13 protein-coding genes and 2 pseudogenes are annotated in these 18282 nt (G+C 66.9%); 9 read left to right on the forward strand and 6 right to left on the reverse strand.

From position 1 onward, the window contains the following. Both clpA and K3F48_RS18415 read left to right on the forward strand, forming a co-directional pair. A complete protein-coding gene (clpA, locus tag K3F48_RS18410) occupies positions 1-2463 on the forward strand; it encodes an ATP-dependent Clp protease ATP-binding subunit ClpA (protein WP_222576892.1) in 2463 nt (820 codons plus the stop codon). Positions 2464-2625: 162 nt separating this feature from the next. Then, positions 2626-3750 carry a glycosyltransferase gene (locus K3F48_RS18415; protein WP_222576893.1) on the forward strand — a complete coding sequence of 375 codons (1125 nt, stop codon included), beginning with the start codon at positions 2626-2628 and terminating at the stop codon, positions 3748-3750. 47 nt (positions 3751-3797) lie between these two features. Here K3F48_RS18415 and uvrA read toward each other — a convergent pair whose 3' ends face one another. Further along, positions 3798-6812, reverse strand: a complete 3015-nt coding sequence (uvrA, locus tag K3F48_RS18420) for an excinuclease ABC subunit UvrA (RefSeq protein WP_222576894.1) — start codon at positions 6810-6812, stop codon at positions 3798-3800. 650 nt (positions 6813-7462) lie between these two features. On the opposite strand from uvrA, the gene K3F48_RS18425 reads away from it, so the two are divergent. The 3 genes from K3F48_RS18425 to K3F48_RS18435 all read left to right on the forward strand — a co-directional run bounded on the left by K3F48_RS18425 (position 7463) and on the right by K3F48_RS18435 (position 8738). Next, the gene (locus tag K3F48_RS18425; protein WP_222576895.1) at positions 7463-7621 is read left to right on the forward strand and encodes a hypothetical protein; all 159 of its coding nucleotides are present in this window, start codon (positions 7463-7465) and stop codon (positions 7619-7621) included. A gap of 97 nt (positions 7622-7718) precedes the next feature. Further along, a complete protein-coding gene (gene mtnC / locus K3F48_RS18430) occupies positions 7719-8405 on the forward strand; it encodes an acireductone synthase (RefSeq protein WP_222576896.1) in 687 nt (228 codons plus the stop codon). Positions 8406-8408: 3 nt separating this feature from the next. After that, complete coding sequence (locus tag K3F48_RS18435) at positions 8409-8738, forward strand: 2Fe-2S iron-sulfur cluster-binding protein (protein WP_222576897.1); 330 nt, start codon at positions 8409-8411, stop codon at positions 8736-8738. Between the two features lie 250 nt (positions 8739-8988). On the opposite strand, the gene glnA is transcribed toward K3F48_RS18435, so the two are convergent. The 3 genes from glnA to sseA all read right to left on the reverse strand — a co-directional run bounded on the left by glnA (position 8989) and on the right by sseA (position 11853). Then, positions 8989-10398: a type I glutamate--ammonia ligase gene (gene glnA, locus K3F48_RS18440; RefSeq protein WP_222576898.1), complete on the reverse strand. Its 1410-nt coding sequence runs from the start codon at positions 10396-10398 to the stop codon at positions 8989-8991. Positions 10399-10502: 104 nt separating this feature from the next. Next, entirely contained in the window at positions 10503-10841 is a 339-nt protein-coding gene (locus K3F48_RS18445) for a P-II family nitrogen regulator (RefSeq protein ID WP_222576899.1), read from the reverse strand. A 157-nt stretch (positions 10842-10998) separates the two neighbouring features. Continuing rightward, positions 10999-11853, reverse strand: coding sequence for a 3-mercaptopyruvate sulfurtransferase (gene sseA, locus K3F48_RS18450; protein WP_222576900.1), 855 nt, complete (start codon positions 11851-11853; stop codon positions 10999-11001). 140 nt (positions 11854-11993) lie between these two features. Between sseA and K3F48_RS18455 the strand changes: the two genes are divergently transcribed. Both K3F48_RS18455 and K3F48_RS18460 read left to right on the forward strand, forming a co-directional pair. Further along, positions 11994-12410 (forward strand): hypothetical protein, encoded by a 417-nt coding sequence (locus tag K3F48_RS18455; protein WP_222576901.1) that lies wholly within the window; start codon positions 11994-11996, stop codon positions 12408-12410. Then, positions 12401-13336, forward strand: coding sequence for a DUF3108 domain-containing protein (locus K3F48_RS18460; RefSeq protein WP_370631451.1), 936 nt, complete (start codon positions 12401-12403; stop codon positions 13334-13336). Before K3F48_RS18455 ends, K3F48_RS18460 begins: the two co-directional genes overlap by 10 nt. Before the next feature lie 247 nt (positions 13337-13583). On the opposite strand, the gene K3F48_RS18465 is transcribed toward K3F48_RS18460, so the two are convergent. Beyond that, positions 13584-13985, reverse strand: coding sequence for a hypothetical protein (locus K3F48_RS18465; protein WP_222576902.1), 402 nt, complete (start codon positions 13983-13985; stop codon positions 13584-13586). 201 nt (positions 13986-14186) lie between these two features. Between K3F48_RS18465 and K3F48_RS18470 the strand changes: the two are divergent. Next, positions 14187-16802, forward strand: a pseudogene (locus K3F48_RS18470) (cation-translocating P-type ATPase); the annotation flags it as partial. A 597-nt stretch (positions 16803-17399) separates the two neighbouring features. Further along, positions 17400-17714 (forward strand): annotated as a pseudogene (locus K3F48_RS25015) (HlyD family efflux transporter periplasmic adaptor subunit); the annotation flags it as partial. Positions 17715-17916: 202 nt separating this feature from the next. On the opposite strand, the gene K3F48_RS24535 reads toward K3F48_RS25015, so the two are convergent. Then, the gene (locus K3F48_RS24535; RefSeq protein ID WP_255609353.1) at positions 17917-18144 is read right to left on the reverse strand and encodes a DUF2442 domain-containing protein; all 228 of its coding nucleotides are present in this window, start codon (positions 18142-18144) and stop codon (positions 17917-17919) included. Between the last annotated feature and the right edge of the window lie 138 nt (positions 18145-18282).

The following is an 18282-nucleotide window of genomic DNA, read 5'->3' on the forward strand; positions in this document are numbered from 1 at the left end:
ATGCCGACATTCTCGCGCAACCTCAAGCAGTCTCTCGATCGCGCTCTCGCTTCGGCGAGGGAGCGCCATCATGAATATGCGACGCTCGAGCATCTTTTGCTCAGCCTCATCGAAGACACCGACGCGGCCGCTGTGCTGCGCGCCTGCTCGGTCGATCTCGATCTGCTGGGCAAGAATCTGCGCGACTACATCGACCGCGAGCTGGACAATCTGGTCAATGAATCGGCAGGCGACTGCAAGCCGACCGCCGGCTTCCAGCGCGTCGTGCAGCGCGCCATCATCAGCGTGCAGTCCTCAGGCCGCGAGGATGTGAACGGCGCCAATGTGCTGGTCGCCCTGTTCGCCGAGCGCGAGAGCCACGCCGTCTATTTCCTGCAGGAGCAGGACATGACGCGCTATGACGCGGTCAATTACATCAGCCATGGCATCGCCAAGCGGCCGGGCCTCGCCGATTCGTCGCGCGCGCCGCGCGGCGTCGAGGACGAGGCGGATCGCGGCGACGCGCGGGAGGCGCGCGAGGGCGAGCCACGCAAGAAGGAAGGCGCGCTCGAGGCCTATTGCGTCAATCTCAACCGCAAGGCGCGCGACGGCCGCATCGATCCGCTGATCGGACGCGAATCCGAGGTGCTGCGCACCATCCAGGTGCTGTGCCGCCGGCAGAAGAACAATCCGCTTCTGGTCGGCGATCCCGGCGTCGGCAAGACGGCGATCGCCGAAGGCCTCGCCCGCAAGATCATCCAGAACGAGGTTCCGGACGTGTTGTCGAGCGCAACCGTCTTCGCTCTGGACATGGGCACGCTGCTGGCCGGCACGCGCTATCGCGGCGATTTCGAGGAGCGGCTGAAGCAGGTCATCAAGGAGATCGAGAACCACAAGAACGCGATTCTCTTCATCGACGAGATCCATACGGTGATCGGCGCCGGCGCCACCTCCGGCGGCGCGATGGACGCCTCCAATCTGCTGAAGCCGGCGCTGGCGCAAGGCACGCTGCGCTGCATCGGCTCGACCACCTATCGCGAATATCGCCAATATTTCGAGAAGGATCGCGCTTTGGTGCGCCGCTTCCAGAAGATCGACGTCAATGAGCCGTCGATCCCGGACGCGATCGAGATCATGAAGGGGCTGAAGCCTTACTTCGAGGAGTTCCACAAGATCCGCTACACCACCGAGGCGGTGAAGGCGGCGGTGGAATTGTCGGCGCGCTACATTCATGACCGCAAGCTGCCGGACAAGGCGATCGATGTGATCGACGAGACCGGCGCCGCGCAGATGCTGCTGCCCGAATCGAAGCGCAAGAAGACGATCGGCTTGAAGGAGATCGAGACCACGATCTCGACCATGGCGCGCATCCCGGCCAAGACCGTCTCCAAGGACGACGCCGAGGTGCTCGCTCATCTCGACGAGACGCTGAAGCGCGTCGTCTATGGACAGGACAAGGCGGTCACCGCTCTGACCTCGGCGATCAAGCTGGCCCGCGCCGGCCTGCGCGATCCCGAGAAGCCGATCGGCTGCTATCTCTTCTCCGGCCCGACCGGCGTCGGCAAGACCGAGGCGGCGCGTCAGCTCGCGACCTCGCTCGGCATCGAGCTCGTGCGCTTCGACATGTCCGAATATATGGAGCGCCACACGGTCAGCCGTTTGATCGGCGCCCCTCCCGGCTATGTCGGCTTCGACCAGGGCGGCCTGCTCACCGACAGCATCGACCAGCATCCGCATTGCGTGCTGCTGCTCGACGAGATCGAGAAGGCGCATTCCGATCTCTACAACATCCTGCTGCAGGTGATGGACCACGGCAAGCTGACCGATCACAATGGCAAGCAGATCGACTTCCGCAATGTCATTCTGATCATGACGACCAATGCGGGCGCCGCCGATCTCGCGCGCACGCCGATCGGCTTCACGCGCGCCAAGGTCAACACGTCCGACGACAATGAGGCGATCAACCGCCTGTTCGCGCCGGAGTTCCGCAATCGTCTCGACGCGATCGTGACCTTCGGCCATCTGCCGGAAGACGTGATCGCCCGCGTCGTCGACAAATTCGTGATGCAGCTCGAGGCGCAGCTCGCCGACCGCAATGTCACCATCGAGCTGACCGACGAAGCGCGCGCCTGGCTGGTCGAGCATGGCTACGACCAGGCGATGGGCGCTCGGCCGATGGCGCGCGTGATTCATCAGAGCATCAAGACGCCGCTCGCCGACGAGGTTCTGTTCGGCCGGCTGAAGAATGGCGGCGCGGTGCGCGTGGTGGTGGTGACCGACGAGAGCGGCGCCAAGACGCTCGGCTTCGTCTTCCCCGAAGGGCCGGTGCTGCCGCGTCCCGAGCGCGACATCATCGAGGCCGGCAAGAAGCGCGCGAGCGCCGACGGCGAGCCGCGGCGCACGCGCAAGGCCAAGGAGGCCGATCCGGACAAGAGCGAGAGCGCGCGTCCGCGCAGCGTGCCCGAGACGCCGCTCAAGAACTGAGCGCCTCGTCATCGCAGACGTCGAGAGGCGGCCCTTCGCGGGGCCGCCTTTTTTCACACCTTCTGTTAACCATCCCGCGACTAGAGTGAGACGGTCGCTTTTTGCGCGAGGCGCGCGGGGCGTCGCGTCACTTTGCGCCGAACCGGTCCGATCTCTGCTGCGATGCGAATCTGTCACGTCATCGAATCCGCGAGCGGTGGAAGCGCCCAGGTCGTCGTCGATCTTCTGCGCGCGGGCATTGCGGCGGGTGACGAGCAGACGCTGATCTACTCTCCGGTTCGCGCCGAGGCGCGCTTCCTTCAGGCGATCGACGCGCTGCGTGGGCTGGTCCGCGTGCACGCGCTCGAGATGCAGCGACGCGTCGGTTGGAGGGACATTATCGCCGCGGGACGATTGATGCGTCTGATCCGCGCGCTTGGACCCTTCGACATCGTCGCGTCGCACAGTTCCAAGGCGGGCGCCCTGGCGCGAATGGCCGGGATCTTTCTGCCGGGCGTGGCGCAGGTCTACACGCCGCACGCCTTCATCACCATGGCGCCCGAATCGCCGGCGATCTATGGTCTCGTCGAATGGGCGGCCAGCTGGTTCTGCGACGCCATCATCGTCGGCTCGCAGCAGGAATGGGATCACGCGCGCCGCTGTTTGCGCATCCTTGCCTCGCGTCTGCGTCTCGTGCCGATGGGCGTCGACCTCTCGGCTCATGCCGAGCGCGATCCGGCGCGACGCGCGCTTCTGGCGGAGGAGGGCGCCTTCATCGTCGGCTTTGTCGGACGTCTCGTGTCACAGAAGAATCCCGAGCGGCTCGCCGAAGTCTTCGCGCATGTCGCGGCGGCCGAGCCGCGCGCGCGCTTCGTCGTCGTCGGCGATGGGCCGCTGCATGACAAGCTGCGGCGCGAAATTGCGAGTCGCGGCGTCGCCGATCGCACGCGGCTCGTCGGCGGATGCGATGCGCGCGCGCTGATGCCGGGCTTCGATTGTCTGGTCTGCACCAGCGACTATGAATCCTACGGCCTCATTTTTCCGGAGGCGCTCGCCGCCGGCGTTCCGATCGTGTCGCCGCCGGTCGGCGTCGCGCGCGAGGCGGCGAGCGAGGGCGAGACCGGCGTCGTGACGGGTTTCGATGCGTCGGACATCGCCGCCGGCGTGCTGACGCTCGCGGCGCTCGGCGCCGAGGCGCGCGCGCGCCTTGCGGAGCGATGCCGCGAGCATTCGCGCCGCTTCGATTTTTCCGAGACGGCGCGTCGCACGCGCGCGCTCTATGCGAGCCTGCTCCGCCGCGCGAGATGAGCGAGCCTTCGGTCTCGCTCCTCGTCACGCGGATCGGGCGCGCGGCCTCACTGCTCCTGCGCGGCGCGCTTGCGACGCGGCGCCGGCGCCTCCTTTTTCACCTTCTCCGCACGTGGCGGACGCCGCTTCAGCACCTCGTCGAGATAGCGGCCGGTATGGCTGCGCAGCGCCGCGACGATCTCCGACGGCGGGCCCTCGGCGACGATCTCGCCGCCGCCGTCGCCGCCCTCGGGTCCAAGATCGATGATCCAATCAGCGGTCTTGATCACCTCGAGATTATGCTCGATCACGACGACGCTATTGCCCTGATCGACGAGCTCGTGCAGCACCTCGAGCAGCTTCGCGACATCGTGGAAATGCAGGCCGGTCGTCGGCTCGTCGAGGATGTAGAGCGTGCGCCCGGTCGAGCGGCGCGCCAATTCCTTGGCGAGCTTTATACGCTGCGCCTCGCCGCCCGACAGCGTCGTCGCCTGCTGGCCGACGCGAATGTAATCGAGGCCGACGCGCTTCAAGGTCTCCATCTTGTCGCGGATCGCCGGCGCCGCCTTGAACAGATCGCTCGCCTCCTCGACCGTCATGTCGAGCACATCGGCGATCGATTTCTCGCGATATTTCACCTCCAGCGTCTCGCGGTCGTAGCGCTTGCCCTTGCAGACGTCGCAAGTGACATAGACGTCCGGCAAGAAATGCATCTCGATCTTGATGACGCCGTCGCCCTGACAGGCTTCGCAGCGACCGCCTTTGACGTTGAATGAAAAGCGTCCCGGCGCATAGCCGCGCGCCTTCGCCTCGGGCAGGCCGGCGAACCATTCGCGGATCGGCGTGAAGGCGCCCGTATAAGTTGCCGGATTGGAGCGCGGCGTGCGGCCGATCGGCGATTGATCGATGTCGATGATCTTGTCGATATGCTCCAAGCCTTCGATCTTGTCGAACGGCGCGGGATGCTCATGCGCATTGTTGAGGCGACGCGCCACGGCCTTGTACAGAGTCTCGATGACGAGAGTCGATTTGCCGCCGCCGGAGACGCCGGTGACCGCGGTGAAGAGACCCAACGGAATCTTCGCCTCGACATTTTTCAGATTATTGCCGCGCGCGCCGGAAATCTTCAGCCAGCGGCCGGGATCGGGCTTGCGCAGCGCATGGCGCAAGGTGACCTGCCGTGCGCCGGTCAGATACTGGCCGGTGAGCGAATTCTCATCGTCCATGATCTCCTGCGGCGCGCCCTTGGAGACGATTTTGCCGCCGTGCACGCCGGCGCCGGGGCCGACGTCGACGACATAATCGGCGGCGAGGATCGCATCCTCGTCATGCTCGACGACGATGACGCTGTTGCCGAGATCGCGCAGCCGCCGCAGCGTGTCGAGCAGGCGATCATTGTCGCGCTGATGCAGGCCGATCGACGGCTCGTCGAGCACATAGAGCACGCCGGTGAGGCCGGAGCCGATCTGTGAAGCGAGCCGAATGCGCTGACTCTCGCCGCCGGACAATGTGCCGGAGGCGCGCGACAAAGTGAGATAATCGAGCCCGACATCGACGAGGAAGGTGAGCCTGTCGCGAATCTCCTTCAATATGCGATGGGCGATCTCATTGCGCTTGGCGTCGAGCTTTTCCGGCAATGCGCGAAACCAGTCGAGCGCCGCGCGCACGGAGAGATCGGACACTTCCCCGATATGGCGAGAATCGATCTTCACCGCCAGCGCCTCGGGCTTCAGTCGATAGCCGAGGCACGCCTTGCAGGGCTCGGCCGACATGTAGCGGCCGATCTCCTCGCGCGCCCATTCGCTGTCGGTTTCGAGGAAGCGCCGTTGCAGATTGCTGACGACGCCTTCGAACGGCTTCTTCACATCATAGGCGCGCGCGCCATCGTCATAAGAGAAACGAATTTCTTCCTTGCCGGAGCCGTGCAGCAGCACGTCGCGCACCGCCTTGTCGAGCTTCTCGAACGGCGTGTCGAGACGGAATTTGTAATGCCGCCCGAGCGACTCGAGCGCCTGCATGTAATAGGGCGAGGATGATTTCGCCCAGGGCGCGATGGCGCCTTTGCGCAAGCTGAGCTTGGGATCGGGAACGACGAGATCGGGATCGATGACCTGCTCTTGTCCGAGGCCGCTGCAGACGGGACAGGCGCCGAAGGGATTGTTGAACGAGAACAGCCGCGGCTCGATCTCCGAAATGGTGAAGCCGGAAACAGGGCAGGCGAATTTGGAGGAGAAGACGATGTGGTCGGGCGCGTAATGAGAGGTGAGCAGGGCTTTGGGGGCTCCATGACTACTCACTGCCTCGCTGCTCGCTTTGTCGGCGAATTCGACGACAGCCAGCCCATTCGCCAGCTCCAGCGCGGTCTCGAAACTATCGGCGAGACGCGCGCCGATGTCGCTGCGCACGACGATGCGGTCGACGACGATGTCGATGTCGTGCTTCAATTTCTTGTCGAGCGGCGGCGTGTCGGCGATTTCGTGATAGGCGCCGTCGATCTTCAATCGCTGAAAGCCGCGCTTCGTATATTCGGCGATCTCTTTTTTATATTCGCCCTTGCGGCCGCGCACCACCGGCGCGAGCAGATAGAGCCTCGTCCCCTGCGGCAGCGCCAGCACGCGATCGACCATTTGCGAGACGGTCTGACTCTCGATCGGCAGGCCGGTCGTCGGCGAATAGGGGATGCCGACGCGCGCCCAGAGGAGACGCATGTAATCGTGAATCTCGGTCACCGTGCCGACGGTGGAGCGCGGATTCTTGGACGTCGTCTTCTGCTCGATGGAGATGGCCGGCGAGAGCCCGTCGATCTGATCGACATCGGGCTTCTGCATCATCTCGAGGAATTGCCGCGCATAGGCGGAGAGCGATTCGACATAGCGGCGCTGGCCTTCGGCATAAATGGTGTCGAAGGCCAGCGAGGATTTGCCCGAGCCCGAGAGGCCGGTGAAGACGACGAATTTGTCGCGCGGAATGACGAGATCGACGTTTTTGAGATTATGCTCGCGCGCGCCGCGAATGGCGATGACCTTGCCGTCGAAGAGATCATCGAGCGTGGCGTCGGCGGCGGATTTCTTCGAGCTTCGCATGTGCACGACCAGAACTTGAGCGGCGGGCGGGTCGCACCCTCCCTTCGGGGGGAGGGTCGCGCCGAAGGCGCGCGGTGGGGTGACTCCCGGAGTCTCGCGGCGCACCCCACCCCGGACGGCTTCGCCGTCCGACCCTGCTCCTGAAGGGGAGGGTGGAATACGCCGATTTTCCCAGGGTCGCGTCGATCTTACGCCCTCCGCTTCCTCTTGCCATGCTGCGACGCAGTAATCCACAGCCTCGCGCGCCCGCGTCCCCGCCGCCGTCTCCGGCGCGGGGGGATCCAGCGTCACGGCCGCGCTTGTCGCGGCCATCTACGCCTCGACGATTTGGAATGTCGGAACATGAGCGGAACAACGCCGCCTCGTTTTCCCGCATGTCGCACTGTCTGGGCGTGGACGCTCGCGACAAGCGCGGGCATGACGCGACGTATCGGAATTGTCGACCTGGATTCGGAGCCCTGCGCACCGCCTGCAGAGGCGTGCGTCCTCGATAAGATCGGAGCCGTCTGCCGCTATTGCGCGCCGTTGTCGGCGTCAAAGATAGGCCTGCGCAGGGCTGCTCTTCAACTCGTCATCCGCAAGGCCGCGAGCAGAAGCGCGCCGACTGCGAGTTGCGTCGCAAGCATTCCGCACAAAATATCGACTTTCAAATGGGCCGCTGTCGTTACGATTTTCGCTTCCAGGCGCTCGATGGCGGCGCCGATGTTCGTCCTGCAACGATCGATGTCGGCCTTCGACGCGACGCCGTCGCGCAGAGCCACATCCAGCGCTTCCGCATGGGCGCGCGCCCTGCCGCCGATGCGGCATAAATCATGCTGCCGGATGGAGCGACCGAGAAAGGCGAGCAAGAGCGATGGCGGGATTCGGACATTCGGCGGGCGAGCGGCAGGCTCGGAAGACCATGCGATGAGCGAGCCGCTGCGCGCCATTCTGATCGATCTCGAAGGCGTCATGATGCCCATGGCCTTCATGACCGAGACGCTCACGCCGCTCGCGGCGCAGCGGCTGGGGAGCTATATCGTCGAGCATGCCGAGGACGAGGTGGTGGAGGAGGCGCTCGAGGAGACCGGGCGGCTCATGGGCGGTTATGACCTCGAGCCCGCGCAGGCGGAATCCCTGCTGCTGCGCTGGATGAAGCAGGGGCGCAAGGCGACGCCGCTGAAACTCCTCCAGGGTCTCGTCTGGGAGGAGGCCTTTGAGGCGGGCAAGCTGCAAGGCGCGCTCTATCCGGATGTGGCCGAGCGTCTCGCCGCCTGGGCCGCCGCCGGCCTGCGCCTCTTCGTCTATTCCTCCAATTCGATCTTCGCGCAGAAGCGGCTGCTGACCCGCTCGTCTTCCGAGCAGCTGATGGGCTTGTTCGAGGATTTCTTCGACACCTCGCTCGGGCAGAAGATCGAGCCCGGCTCCTATCGCGATATCTGCGAGCGCCTCGACCTGCCCGCGGCGTCGATCCTCCTGTTGTCGGAGAACGAGGAAAAGCTCGACGCCGCCAAGACCGCCGGCCTCGCGACCATCCGCGTCGCGCGCGACGGGCCGGTCGACAGCGGCCATGACGTCAGCCCCGATCTCGCCTCCTTGACCATCGGACGGTGACGAATGACGAAATTCACGCTCGAGACACGCGACGGGACGCGATCGGAGATCGCTGGCAAGGATCGCGCGACGATGATGAAGCTGATCCGCAAATCCGGGGTGGAGGAGCTGGTCGCAGAATGCGGCGGCAGCTGCACCTGCGCCACCTGCCAAATCTATGTCGATCTGCCGGACGGCGTCGCCATGCCTCCCATGGAGCCCGCCGAGGCCATCATGCTGGCCAAGGCCCCCAACCGCCGCCTCAATTCGCGCCTCGCCTGCCAGATGAAATTCGACTCGAGCCTCGACGGAATGCATGTCTGCATCGCGCCGGAGGATTTCAGTCAGATTTAGGGGGTAGGGCGGCGCGGGCCCTCATCCGACCCGGCCCATAGCCCGTCGCCTGCGACGGGCGTCCTTGCGGACGCCCTATGGCCGGGCCACCTTCTCCCATAAATGGGAGAAGGATGCGCGAGCCTATTCGGTGTTTCTCAGAAAAGGGCGTCTCCTTCTCCCGCCTGCGGGAGAAGGTGGCCCCGCGAAGCGGGGTCGGATGAGGGTCCCGACGAAAAAGGCCCGGTCTTTCGACCGGGCCCTTCGTTCCTCAGTAGCTGTAATACATGTCGTATTCGACCGGATGGGGCGTCATCTCGAAGCGATAGACGTCCTGATATTTGAGGTCGATATAGGAGGCGATGAAGTCCTCGTTGAAGACGCCGCCGGCGGTCAGGAAGGCGTGGTCGGCCTTCAGGCTGTCCAGCGCCTCGCGCAGCGAGCCGCACACGGTCGGGATCGCCTTCAGCTCCTCGGGCGGCAGGTCGTAGAGGTCCTTGTCGGCCGGCTGGCCCGGATCGATCTTGTTCACGATGCCGTCGAGGCCGGCCATCAGCATGGCCGAGAAGGCGAGATAGGGATTGGCCGTCGGGTCGGGGAAGCGGACCTCGATGCGCTTGGCCTTCGGGCTCGTCCCGAAGGGAATGCGGCAGGAGGCCGAGCGGTTGCGCGACGAATAGGCGAGCAGCACCGGCGCCTCGAAGCCCGGAACCAGGCGCTTATACGAGTTCGTCGACGGGTTGGTGAAGGCGTTCAGCGCCTTGGCGTGCTTGATGATGCCGCCGATATACCACAGGCACTCCTGGGAGAGGCCGGCGTATTTGTCGCCCGCGAACACCGGCTTGCCTTCCTTCCAGATCGACTGGTGGACGTGCATGCCCGAGCCATTGTCGCCATAGACCGGCTTCGGCATGAAGGTCGCCGTCTTGCCGTAGGAATGCGCCACCTGATGGATCGCATACTTATAGATCTGCAGATGGTCGGCGACCTCGACCAGCGTCGCGAACTTCAGGCCGAGCTCGTGCTGGGCGGAGGCGACCTCGTGATGGTGCTTCTCGACCTTCACGCCCATCGACGCCATGGCCGCCAGCATCTCGCCGCGCATGTCCTGCGCCGAGTCGATCGGCGGAACCGGGAAATAGCCGCCCTTGGTGCGCACGCGGTGGCCGAGATTGCCGCCCTCGTAAGCCGTGTCGGAGTTCGACGGCAGCTCGGTCGAGTCGACGGTGAAGCCGGTGTTGTAGGGGTCGGCGGAGAAGCGCACGTCGTCGAAGACGAAGAATTCGGCTTCCGGACCGAAGAAGGAGGTGTCGCCGATGCCGGTCGACTGCAGATAGGCCTGCGCCTTCTTGGCGATGCCGCGCGGGTCGCGGTTATAGGGCTGGCCGGTGGTGGGCTCGACGACGTCGCAGACGATCGAGATCGTGGAGGCGGCGAAGAAGGGATCGGTCGCGATCGTGGAGAGGTCCGGCAGCAGCGTCATGTCGGACTCGTTGATCGCCTTCCAGCCGGCGATGGAGGAGCCGTCGAACATGATGCCTTCGTTCAGCGCGTCCTCGTCGACGATCGACACGTCGAAGGTGACGTGCTGCCACTTGCCGCGCGGATCCGTAAAGCGGAAATCCACATATTTCACGTCATTGTCGGCGATCTGCTTGAGAACGTCCTTGGCCGTCGTCATGTCGTGGAGCCTTCAGTTCGTTGTGGAGCGACCGGTGCGCGATGCGCGGGCGAAAGATGAAGCGGGGGGGGCGAGCCCGAGCGTTAGCGAGATCGGCGCCGGCTCTAGATCGCGTCCGCGCCGGTCTCGCCGGTGCGGATGCGGATCGCGCCTTCGACATTCGAGACGAAGATCTTTCCGTCGCCGATGCGGCCGGTCTGCGCGGCTTTGCGGATGGCTTCGACCGCGCGATCCACGGCGTCGTCCGCGAGCACGATCTCGATTTTCACTTTGGGAAGGAAATCCACCACATATTCCGCGCCGCGATAGAGCTCGGTGTGCCCTTTCTGGCGACCGAAACCCTTTGCCTCGGTGACAGTAATGCCTTGCAGGCCGGCGACTTGCAGCGCCTCTTTTACTTCATCGAGCTTGAAGGGTTTGATGATCGCCTCGATTTTCTTCATTCACCTTTCCCCGCATCCCGACCCGTGGCTTCCCGTCTCGCCCGAGCATTGCGAGGAGGCGAGGAACCGCCGCGCTCATAGCATTTGTCACAATCTCACGCCATGTCGAAAATGAGCGAAGCTGCCCAATAGGCGGGCGGCGGCGCCCAGCAAACGATCAAACCTCGATGACGACGGGCAGATCGGGCCGCGCGCCCCATTCCGACCAGGAGCCGTCATAGACCGTCGCCGGCGGCCGGCCGGCGGCGGCGAGCGCGAGGCTCAAAATAGAGGCTGTGAGCCCCGAGCCGCAGCTCGCGATGACCGGCCGGTCCGGATCGACGCCGGCCGCGGCGAAGGCGCTCTCGAGGCCGGACCTGTCCTTCAGCCGGCCCTGCGCGAGCAGCGCGCCGAAGGGCAGGTTGATCGCGCCGGGCATATGGCCGGACCGCAGTCCCGGACGCGGCTCGGCGACGAGGCCGCGGAAGCGCTCGGACGAGCGCGCGTCGACGACCTGCGCCGAGCCGTCGGCGAGCGCCGCCTGCACATCCGCGGCGTCGGCGACGAGGGCGTGGTCGACGCGCGGCGTGAAATGGCGCGGCTGGCGCGCATGCGGCCCCTCCTCGAGCGGGCGCCCCTCGGCGATCCAGGCGGGCAGGCCGCCGTCGAGGATCGAGACCTCGCTCGCGCCGAACACCTGCAGCGTCCACCACAGGCGCGGCGCCGAGAACAGGCCGACGCTGTCATAGACGACGGCGCGCATGCCGTCGCCGAAGCCGAGCTTGCGCACCGCCGAGGAGAATGCGACCGCGTCCGGCAGCATGTGCGGCAGGTCGGTCGAATGATCGGCGATCGCGTCGATGTCGAAGAACACGGCCCCGGGAATATGCCCCGCGAGATATTCGGCATGCGCGTTTCGGCCGGCTGCCGGCATGTGCCAGGAGGCGTCGAAGACGACGAGGTCCGGCGCCTGCAGATGGTCGGCCAGCCATTGCGTCGAGACGAACAGGCTCTGCGGGGCGGGTCTCGTCATGCTCGTGCTCCTCGGGCTCGTTCAGCTCGGCTCGTTCGTCTCGGCCGGCGGCGAAGGCGATGGCGCGGTCGGCGCGATCGTTGTAACCAGTGTAGCAGAACGATTCGATACTCCCAATCGGCGCCGACGCGAAACCTCTCATGCTCGACATTCCCGGCAAGGCCTGCGGTCCTTGCGCCTTCTGCTGCAAGGTGCTGGAGATCGACGAATTCGACAAGAGGGCCGGCGTCTGGTGCGCCCATTGCCAGGGCGCCGCCGGCTGCGGCGTCTATGCGACGCGCCCGCAAGTGTGCCGCGACTATTATTGCCGCTGGAAGGAAGAGCGCGAGCTCGGGCCGCAGCTGAGGCCGGACCGGGTGGGGACATTGCTGATGGACGATCCCGACAGCGACGAATATCATGCGGTCTGCGACCCGGAAAAGCCGTTTTCCTGGCGCAATCAGCTCGTATTCAAGCACCTCGTGAGCGAGGCGAAAGCCGGCCGCATCGTGGTCGCCAAAGCGGGACTGCGCGCCTGGCGCGTCTTCGCCGACGGCAGCTGGCGGGAATGGGTCTGAACGGCCCATCCGCCGGACGGGTGAAGCGCCCGCGCGAGCGCGTGCGGCGGTTTTTGTGGCGCATAGTCGAATCGATCGCGGACCCCGGCATGGCGCAAGTGTCATTCGTTCTCGTAAGGGGGGCCTGCGGCCTCGCCGCGTCGTTTCTCGCAATGGCCGCGGCAGGGCCGGCGGCGGGCGCGGAGACGCTGAAAGCGCAATATTCGCTGAGCCTCATCGGCTTTTCCATCGGCCACGCCTCGGCCGAGGGCGTGTTCGACGGACGCGCCTATCGCATCGACATATCGATGCGCACCTCGGGGCTCGCCGCGCTCGTCAACGACACGCGCGGCGCCGCCACCGCCGCCGGCGCCTTGTCGCGCGGCGGGCCGCAGCCCTCGCGCTACGCCAACACCACCTCCAATTCCTATGAGACGCGCACCGTGCGCATGGCGCTCGCCGGCAATGCGGTGCGCGCCGTTCAGGTGGAGCCGACGCCCTGGGATCTGCCGGTCCGCATTCCCGTCACCGACAGCAACAAGACGCATATCATCGATCCGGTGAGCGCGATGCTGATGACCGTGCCGGACAATGAGCCGCTCACCGGCCCTTCGGCCTGCAATCGCACCATCCCCGTGTTCGACGGCGTGACGCGCTTCGACGTCACGCTGCAATATGTCGAGACGCGCATGGTGCAGACGCGCGGCTATGAAGGGCCGGTCTCGGTGTGCATGGCCCGCTACACGCCGATCTCCGGCCATCGGCCGGACAGCGTGTCGACGCGCTTCATGGCCGAGAACAACGACATCACGGTGTGGCTGGCGCCGTTGCCGAACGCCCATATGGTCGTGCCCTATCGGCTCGCCCTGCGCACATCGGCGGGAATGCTGGTGGTCGAGCCCGCCGAGTTCCGCCTCGGCGGACGGCGGCAGGCATCGGAGCAGTAGCGCGGAGGGGGCGGCGTCCTTCCTCCCGCGAGCGGGAGGGAAAGAGCGCGCCGAGGGCGATCGGGGGAAGCAAATGCAATCACCCTCGTCCTGAGGAGCCCGCGAAGCGGGCGTCTCGAAGGACGGCTACACGCGAAACTCCTGCCATTCCGGCCCGCGGCCGTCCTTCGAGACGCCGCCTGCGGCGGCTCCTCAGGACGAGGGTGCGGGATTTATGCTCGGCTTTTTACGAGATTGCGCCCCGCGCTCAGTCGAGCCGCACTTCCTGCAGTTTCTTGCGGTTCAGCCGGTCAGATCCGTAGGTGAGATAGCGGATTTCGGTCGGCTGGGTCGCGCCCGGCGCGAGGCAGAAAGAGGGCGAGGGCGTGAAGCGGCCGTCCGGCCCCGCGAAACAGTCCGAATAGAGCACCTCGCAGTCGAAGGACGTATCCTGCTTGGGCGCGGCGCGCAGCGCGAGGGCGCGCGCCTTCTCGACGGCGGAAGCGCAGACGGAGGCCTCGAAGCCGAGGGCGCGGCACTGCTGCGTCGTCGCCATCAGCGTTCCGCCGGAGGCGCAGGCCGGCGTGCGGCGCAGGACGAAATACCAGGTCGCGGCGCCGAGGACGACGAGCGTCGCGGCGGCGACGAACAGGAATGAGGGGCGGGCCATTGCTTCTGCTCCAGGCGAGACGTTTTCTTGCCGCCGCGCCTCTCTATCCGCCGGGGGCGGGGCGCGGCAAGGGCGTCGCGCCGATCGTCCTCGGCCAGGACGGTCGCCAAAGACCGCCGCAGCGCGCTATTTGATAAAGGGCTCGATACGGCGCGGGGAGCTCACGCTCGTCGCCGTGGATCAAACGTCCGAGGCGGCGAGATGCAGGGCTTGACCAGCGCCGAGGCGCGCGCGCGTCTGCTGAGATTTGGGCCGAACACGCTGCCCGAGCCGCGGCCGCCGTCGATTCTTTCCGTGTTCCTGCGGCAGTTTCTCAGTCCGCTCATCTATATTCTGGTCGCGGCGGCGCTCGTCGCGCTCCTCATCGGCGACGCCAAGGACGCGCTGTTCATCGCCATTGTCCTGCTCATCAATGGCGTGATCGGCGCCGTGCAGGAATATTCGGCGAGCCGCGCGGCGGCGGCGCTGCGGGAGCAGGATCAGCCGCATGCGCTCGTCATTCGCGACGGCGTGCGCATGGACATCGATGCGCGCGAGCTCGTTCCCGGCGATTGCGCGCTGCTCGAGGCCGGGCGGCGCGCGCCGGCCGACATTCGACTCGTCGAGGCCGACGATCTGCGCTGCGACGAATCGCTGCTCACCGGCGAGTCTCTGCCGGTGCGCAAGGCGCCGCAAACGGCGCCGTTCGGGCGCGAGGCGGAGCGCTCCGGCATGGCTTTCGCCGGCTCCATGGTCACGCGCGGACGCGGGGCCGGCGTGGTGGAGGCGACCGGCCGCGCGACGCAAGTGGGCCGAATCGCCGAGTCGTTGGCCGAGCCCTCGATCTCGCAGCCGCCGCTGATGATCCGCATGGAGCGCTTCTCGCGCATGGTCGCCATCATCATCGGCGCGGCCATCGCCGTGCTGGCGGCGATCGGCTTCGCGCGGCAGATGCCGCTCGTCCAGATCTTCATGATGGCGGTGGGACTCGCGGTCGCCGCCATTCCGGAGGGCCTGCCCGTCGCCATTTCGGTCGCGCTCGCGATCGGCATGCGCCGCATGGCCAAGGCCAATGTCATCGTGCGCAGAATGCCGGCGGTCGAGGCGCTCGGCTCCTGCACGATGATCGCCTCCGACAAGACCGGCACGCTCACGCTCAACCAGCTGACGGTCACGACGATCGCTCTGCCCGACGGCACGGTGCTGACCTGCGAGCCGGACGGAGAAACGCTCGCCCGCGAATCCGGCGCGGCCGATGCCGCCGGCGAGCGCGCCGATCTCCTGGTGGCGGCGCTGCTGCGCGCCGCGGCGCTGCCCAATGAGGCGGAGATCTGGCAGGAGCGGGAAGGCATGCGGACCGTGGGCGACACTGTCGATGTCGCGCTGCTCGTCGCCGCACATCGCGGCGGCGTTCCGCACGACGCGCTGCGCGAGCGCTATCCGCTCATCAAGCGCATTCCCTATGAGCCGGACATTCGCTACGCGGCCTCCTTCCATCGGCACGAGCAGGTCGGAACCGTGCGCGTGTTCGCCAAGGGCGCGCCGGAGGCGCTGATCCCGATGGCGAGCCGGATGGATGTCGGCGGCGAGGCGGTCCCGATCGACCGCGACGCGATCATCGCGCAGAAGGACGCGATGTCGGCGCAGGGGCTGCGCGTGCTCGCCTTCGTCGAGGGCGAGGTCGCGGCCGAGCCCGACGGCGAGTACGGCCCCGGCCATCTCGACAATCTCGTCTTCCTCGGCCTCGCCGGCATGCAGGACCCGCTGCGCCCGGAGGCTAGGCGCGCCATTCGCGCGTGCTACGGGGCCGGCGTCGAGGTCGCGATGGTGACGGGCGATTCGGCCGGAACGGCGGCCGCCGTCGCCGAGCAGGCGGGCATGGAGTTCACGCCCGAGCAGGTCGTGACCGGCGCCGATGTGCGGCGCGCGGAGGAACTGGGCGAGGCGACGCTCGACGAGCTCACGCGCCGCGCGCGCGTCTATGCGCGGGTGGAGCCGATCCAGAAGCTCGCCATCGTCCTGTCGCTCGCGCGCAATGGCCATTTCGTGGCGGTGACCGGCGACGGCGTCAATGACGCGCCGGCGCTCAAGCATGCGCATGTCGGCGTCGCCATGGGCAAGCATGGCACGGATGTCGCCAAGGAGAGCGCCGACATCATCGTCGCCGACGATAATTTCGCCTCCATCGTGCGCGGCGTGCGGGAGGGCCGCGTCGCCTATTCCAATATTCGCAAGGTGATCTTTCTGCTGGTGTCGACCGGCGCGGCGGAGCTTCTGCTGTTCCTGCTGGCGATTCCGCTCGGCATGCCGATGCCGCTGCTGCCGGTGCAATTGCTCTGGCTCAACCTCGTCACCAATGGCGTGCAGCATGTGGCGCTCGCCGCCGAGAAGCCCGAAGGCGACGAGCTGCGCTATCCGCCGCGCCGGCCGGAGGAGCCGATCTTCGATCGCGTGATGGTCGAGCGCAATGTCTATTCGGCGATCGTGATGGCCTGCGTCGGCTTCGGCGTGTTCGACTGGCTGCTCGACCATGGCTATGACGAGGCCCATGCGCGCAATCTTCTGCTGCTGCTGTTCGTGATCTTCGAGAATTTCCAGGCGCTCAACGCGCTGTCGGAGCGGCACTCGGTGTTCTATCGCAGCCTGCTCGCCAGCCCCTTCCTGCTGGCCAGCGTCGTCGGCGCGCAGGCCATTCATCTCGCGGCCATGCGGTGGCCGCCGCTCGCGGAGCTGCTGCGGATCGCTCCGGTGACCTTTCGGGAATGGGGCTATCTGATGCTCGCGGGGTCGTCTCTGCTCGTCGTGATCGAAATCGCCAAATGGCTGGGGCGCCGCCGGGGCCCGCGCGCCGCCGCGCCCATCCGCGCGCCGGCGTGGGGCGTTTCGCAGCGCGCCGAGGCCAAGGATTGGCGATGGGCGGGCCTCGTCGGCAGCCTCGCCGTCGCCGCGATCGCCGGCTCGCTCTATCTCGCGACGCGGCGCGAGCCGATCCTGGGGCGGGAACCGCCCGGCGCGCCAGCCGAGCGCGCCGTCGAGGCGCACGGCGTGGTCTCGCTGACGCCGGCGGAGGCGGTGAGGGCCAAAATCGCCGGCGTGCTGGGCTCGGTCGATTGTCCCGTCGGCGCGAGCGTCGCAGCCGGGCAGATCTGCGCCCGCATCGATTCCCGCGCCCTCGACACGGCCCTCGCCCAGGCGCGAGAGGCGCGGGACGCGGCGGCCCGCCGCGCCGAGAGCAGCGACGTGGCGGAGAAGGCGGCGAAGGCGGCGCTGGAGCGCGCCGAGGCCGGCAAGGCCGCGCGCCGGACCGCGCGGGCGCGCGCGGCGCTGTCCCGCGCGCAGAACCGGCAGGCGCGCGACGCGGCGCAGCTCGAGCGTCGAAAGACCGAGCTCGCAAAGGCGCAGGCCGATCTCGCCGGCGCGGAGATCGTCGCGCCCATCGCCGGAACAGTGGCGGAGCGCAACGCCGCGCGCGGCCGAACGGTCGCGCCCTCGGACGCCAAGCCATTGTTTCTCATAGAGCCGCAGCGGCCCCTGCGCGTCGCCGCGACGCTGGACGCGGCGAGCGCGCCCCGGGCGCAGCTGGGCGATCCGGCGCTGGTCTCGATCGGCGGACAGGAGCTGGCCGGAACCGTAGTCGAGGCCGAGGCGCTCCCGGACGGGGGGCGGCGGATCGTGGTCGCGGCGGAAAAGCCCGAGCCGCCGCCGCCGCCGGGCGCCGAAGCGACGGTGAAAATTCGGCCGGCGCCGTGAGCGACACGTGATTTCGCCGATCAGCTCGCGGTCGAAATTTTACGCGGCCGACCTCCTTTGATCCGTTCTCGCGCGCCGCGGCGGCCTTCGCGCGTGAGCGCGCCTGGCCGCCCGTGGCGCCGAGCTGCGCGGCCATCCAGCGCCGGGAGCCGAATACGCCCTGCAGGAGCGCCGGCAGATACACATCGGCGTCGAGCTTCGGCTAATGCAGCCCGAGGCCGGCCGGGCTGATCTCGTTTGTGGAAAGGTCGGCCGCCGATGCGTCGGCGAGACCTTCCGCCAGCCGCGTCGGGAAGGCGACCTGCACGCCCGTGTTCAGATCGATGACGACGCGGCCCGTGCGGCGATCATAGCGCGCGGACACGGCAAAGCCGCTCGCGCGCAGAGCCTCCGTCCGCTCTTCGGCCTGTCGAACGTCCTGGCTCTCCATTCCGCGCGCCATCAATCCCCTGGCCTCGCAGGGCGATCGGGTGAACGATAAAATCCCCAACCCTCGTCCTGAGGGGCCGCCGCAGGCGGCGTCTCGAAGGGCGGCCGCAGGGCGAAATCAAAGGGTTCTCCCCATTGC

Source organism: Methylosinus sp. Sm6, from assembly GCF_019802345.1.
GTDB lineage: Bacteria > Pseudomonadota > Alphaproteobacteria > Rhizobiales > Beijerinckiaceae > Methylosinus.

What these genes read in the sequence shown, in the direction of transcription:
- clpA (WP_222576892.1), top strand. Translation starts at nt 1, where the DNA reads ATGCCGACATTCTCGCGCAACCTCAAGCAGTCTCTCGATCGCGCTCTC.
- K3F48_RS18415 (WP_222576893.1), top strand. Translation starts at nt 2,626, where the DNA reads ATGCGAATCTGTCACGTCATCGAATCCGCGAGCGGTGGAAGCGCCCAG.
- uvrA (WP_222576894.1), bottom strand. Translation starts at nt 6,812, where the DNA reads ATGCGAAGCTCGAAGAAATCCGCCGCCGACGCCACGCTCGATGATCTC.
- K3F48_RS18425 (WP_222576895.1), top strand. Translation starts at nt 7,463, where the DNA reads ATGGGCCGCTGTCGTTACGATTTTCGCTTCCAGGCGCTCGATGGCGGC.
- mtnC (WP_222576896.1), top strand. Translation starts at nt 7,719, where the DNA reads ATGAGCGAGCCGCTGCGCGCCATTCTGATCGATCTCGAAGGCGTCATG.
- K3F48_RS18435 (WP_222576897.1), top strand. Translation starts at nt 8,409, where the DNA reads ATGACGAAATTCACGCTCGAGACACGCGACGGGACGCGATCGGAGATC.
- glnA (WP_222576898.1), bottom strand. Translation starts at nt 10,398, where the DNA reads ATGACGACGGCCAAGGACGTTCTCAAGCAGATCGCCGACAATGACGTG.
- K3F48_RS18445 (WP_222576899.1), bottom strand. Translation starts at nt 10,841, where the DNA reads ATGAAGAAAATCGAGGCGATCATCAAACCCTTCAAGCTCGATGAAGTA.
- sseA (WP_222576900.1), bottom strand. Translation starts at nt 11,853, where the DNA reads ATGACGAGACCCGCCCCGCAGAGCCTGTTCGTCTCGACGCAATGGCTG.
- K3F48_RS18455 (WP_222576901.1), top strand. Translation starts at nt 11,994, where the DNA reads ATGCTCGACATTCCCGGCAAGGCCTGCGGTCCTTGCGCCTTCTGCTGC.
- K3F48_RS18460 (WP_370631451.1), top strand. Translation starts at nt 12,401, where the DNA reads ATGGGTCTGAACGGCCCATCCGCCGGACGGGTGAAGCGCCCGCGCGAG.
- K3F48_RS18465 (WP_222576902.1), bottom strand. Translation starts at nt 13,985, where the DNA reads ATGGCCCGCCCCTCATTCCTGTTCGTCGCCGCCGCGACGCTCGTCGTC.
- K3F48_RS24535 (WP_255609353.1), bottom strand. Translation starts at nt 18,144, where the DNA reads ATGGAGAGCCAGGACGTTCGACAGGCCGAAGAGCGGACGGAGGCTCTG.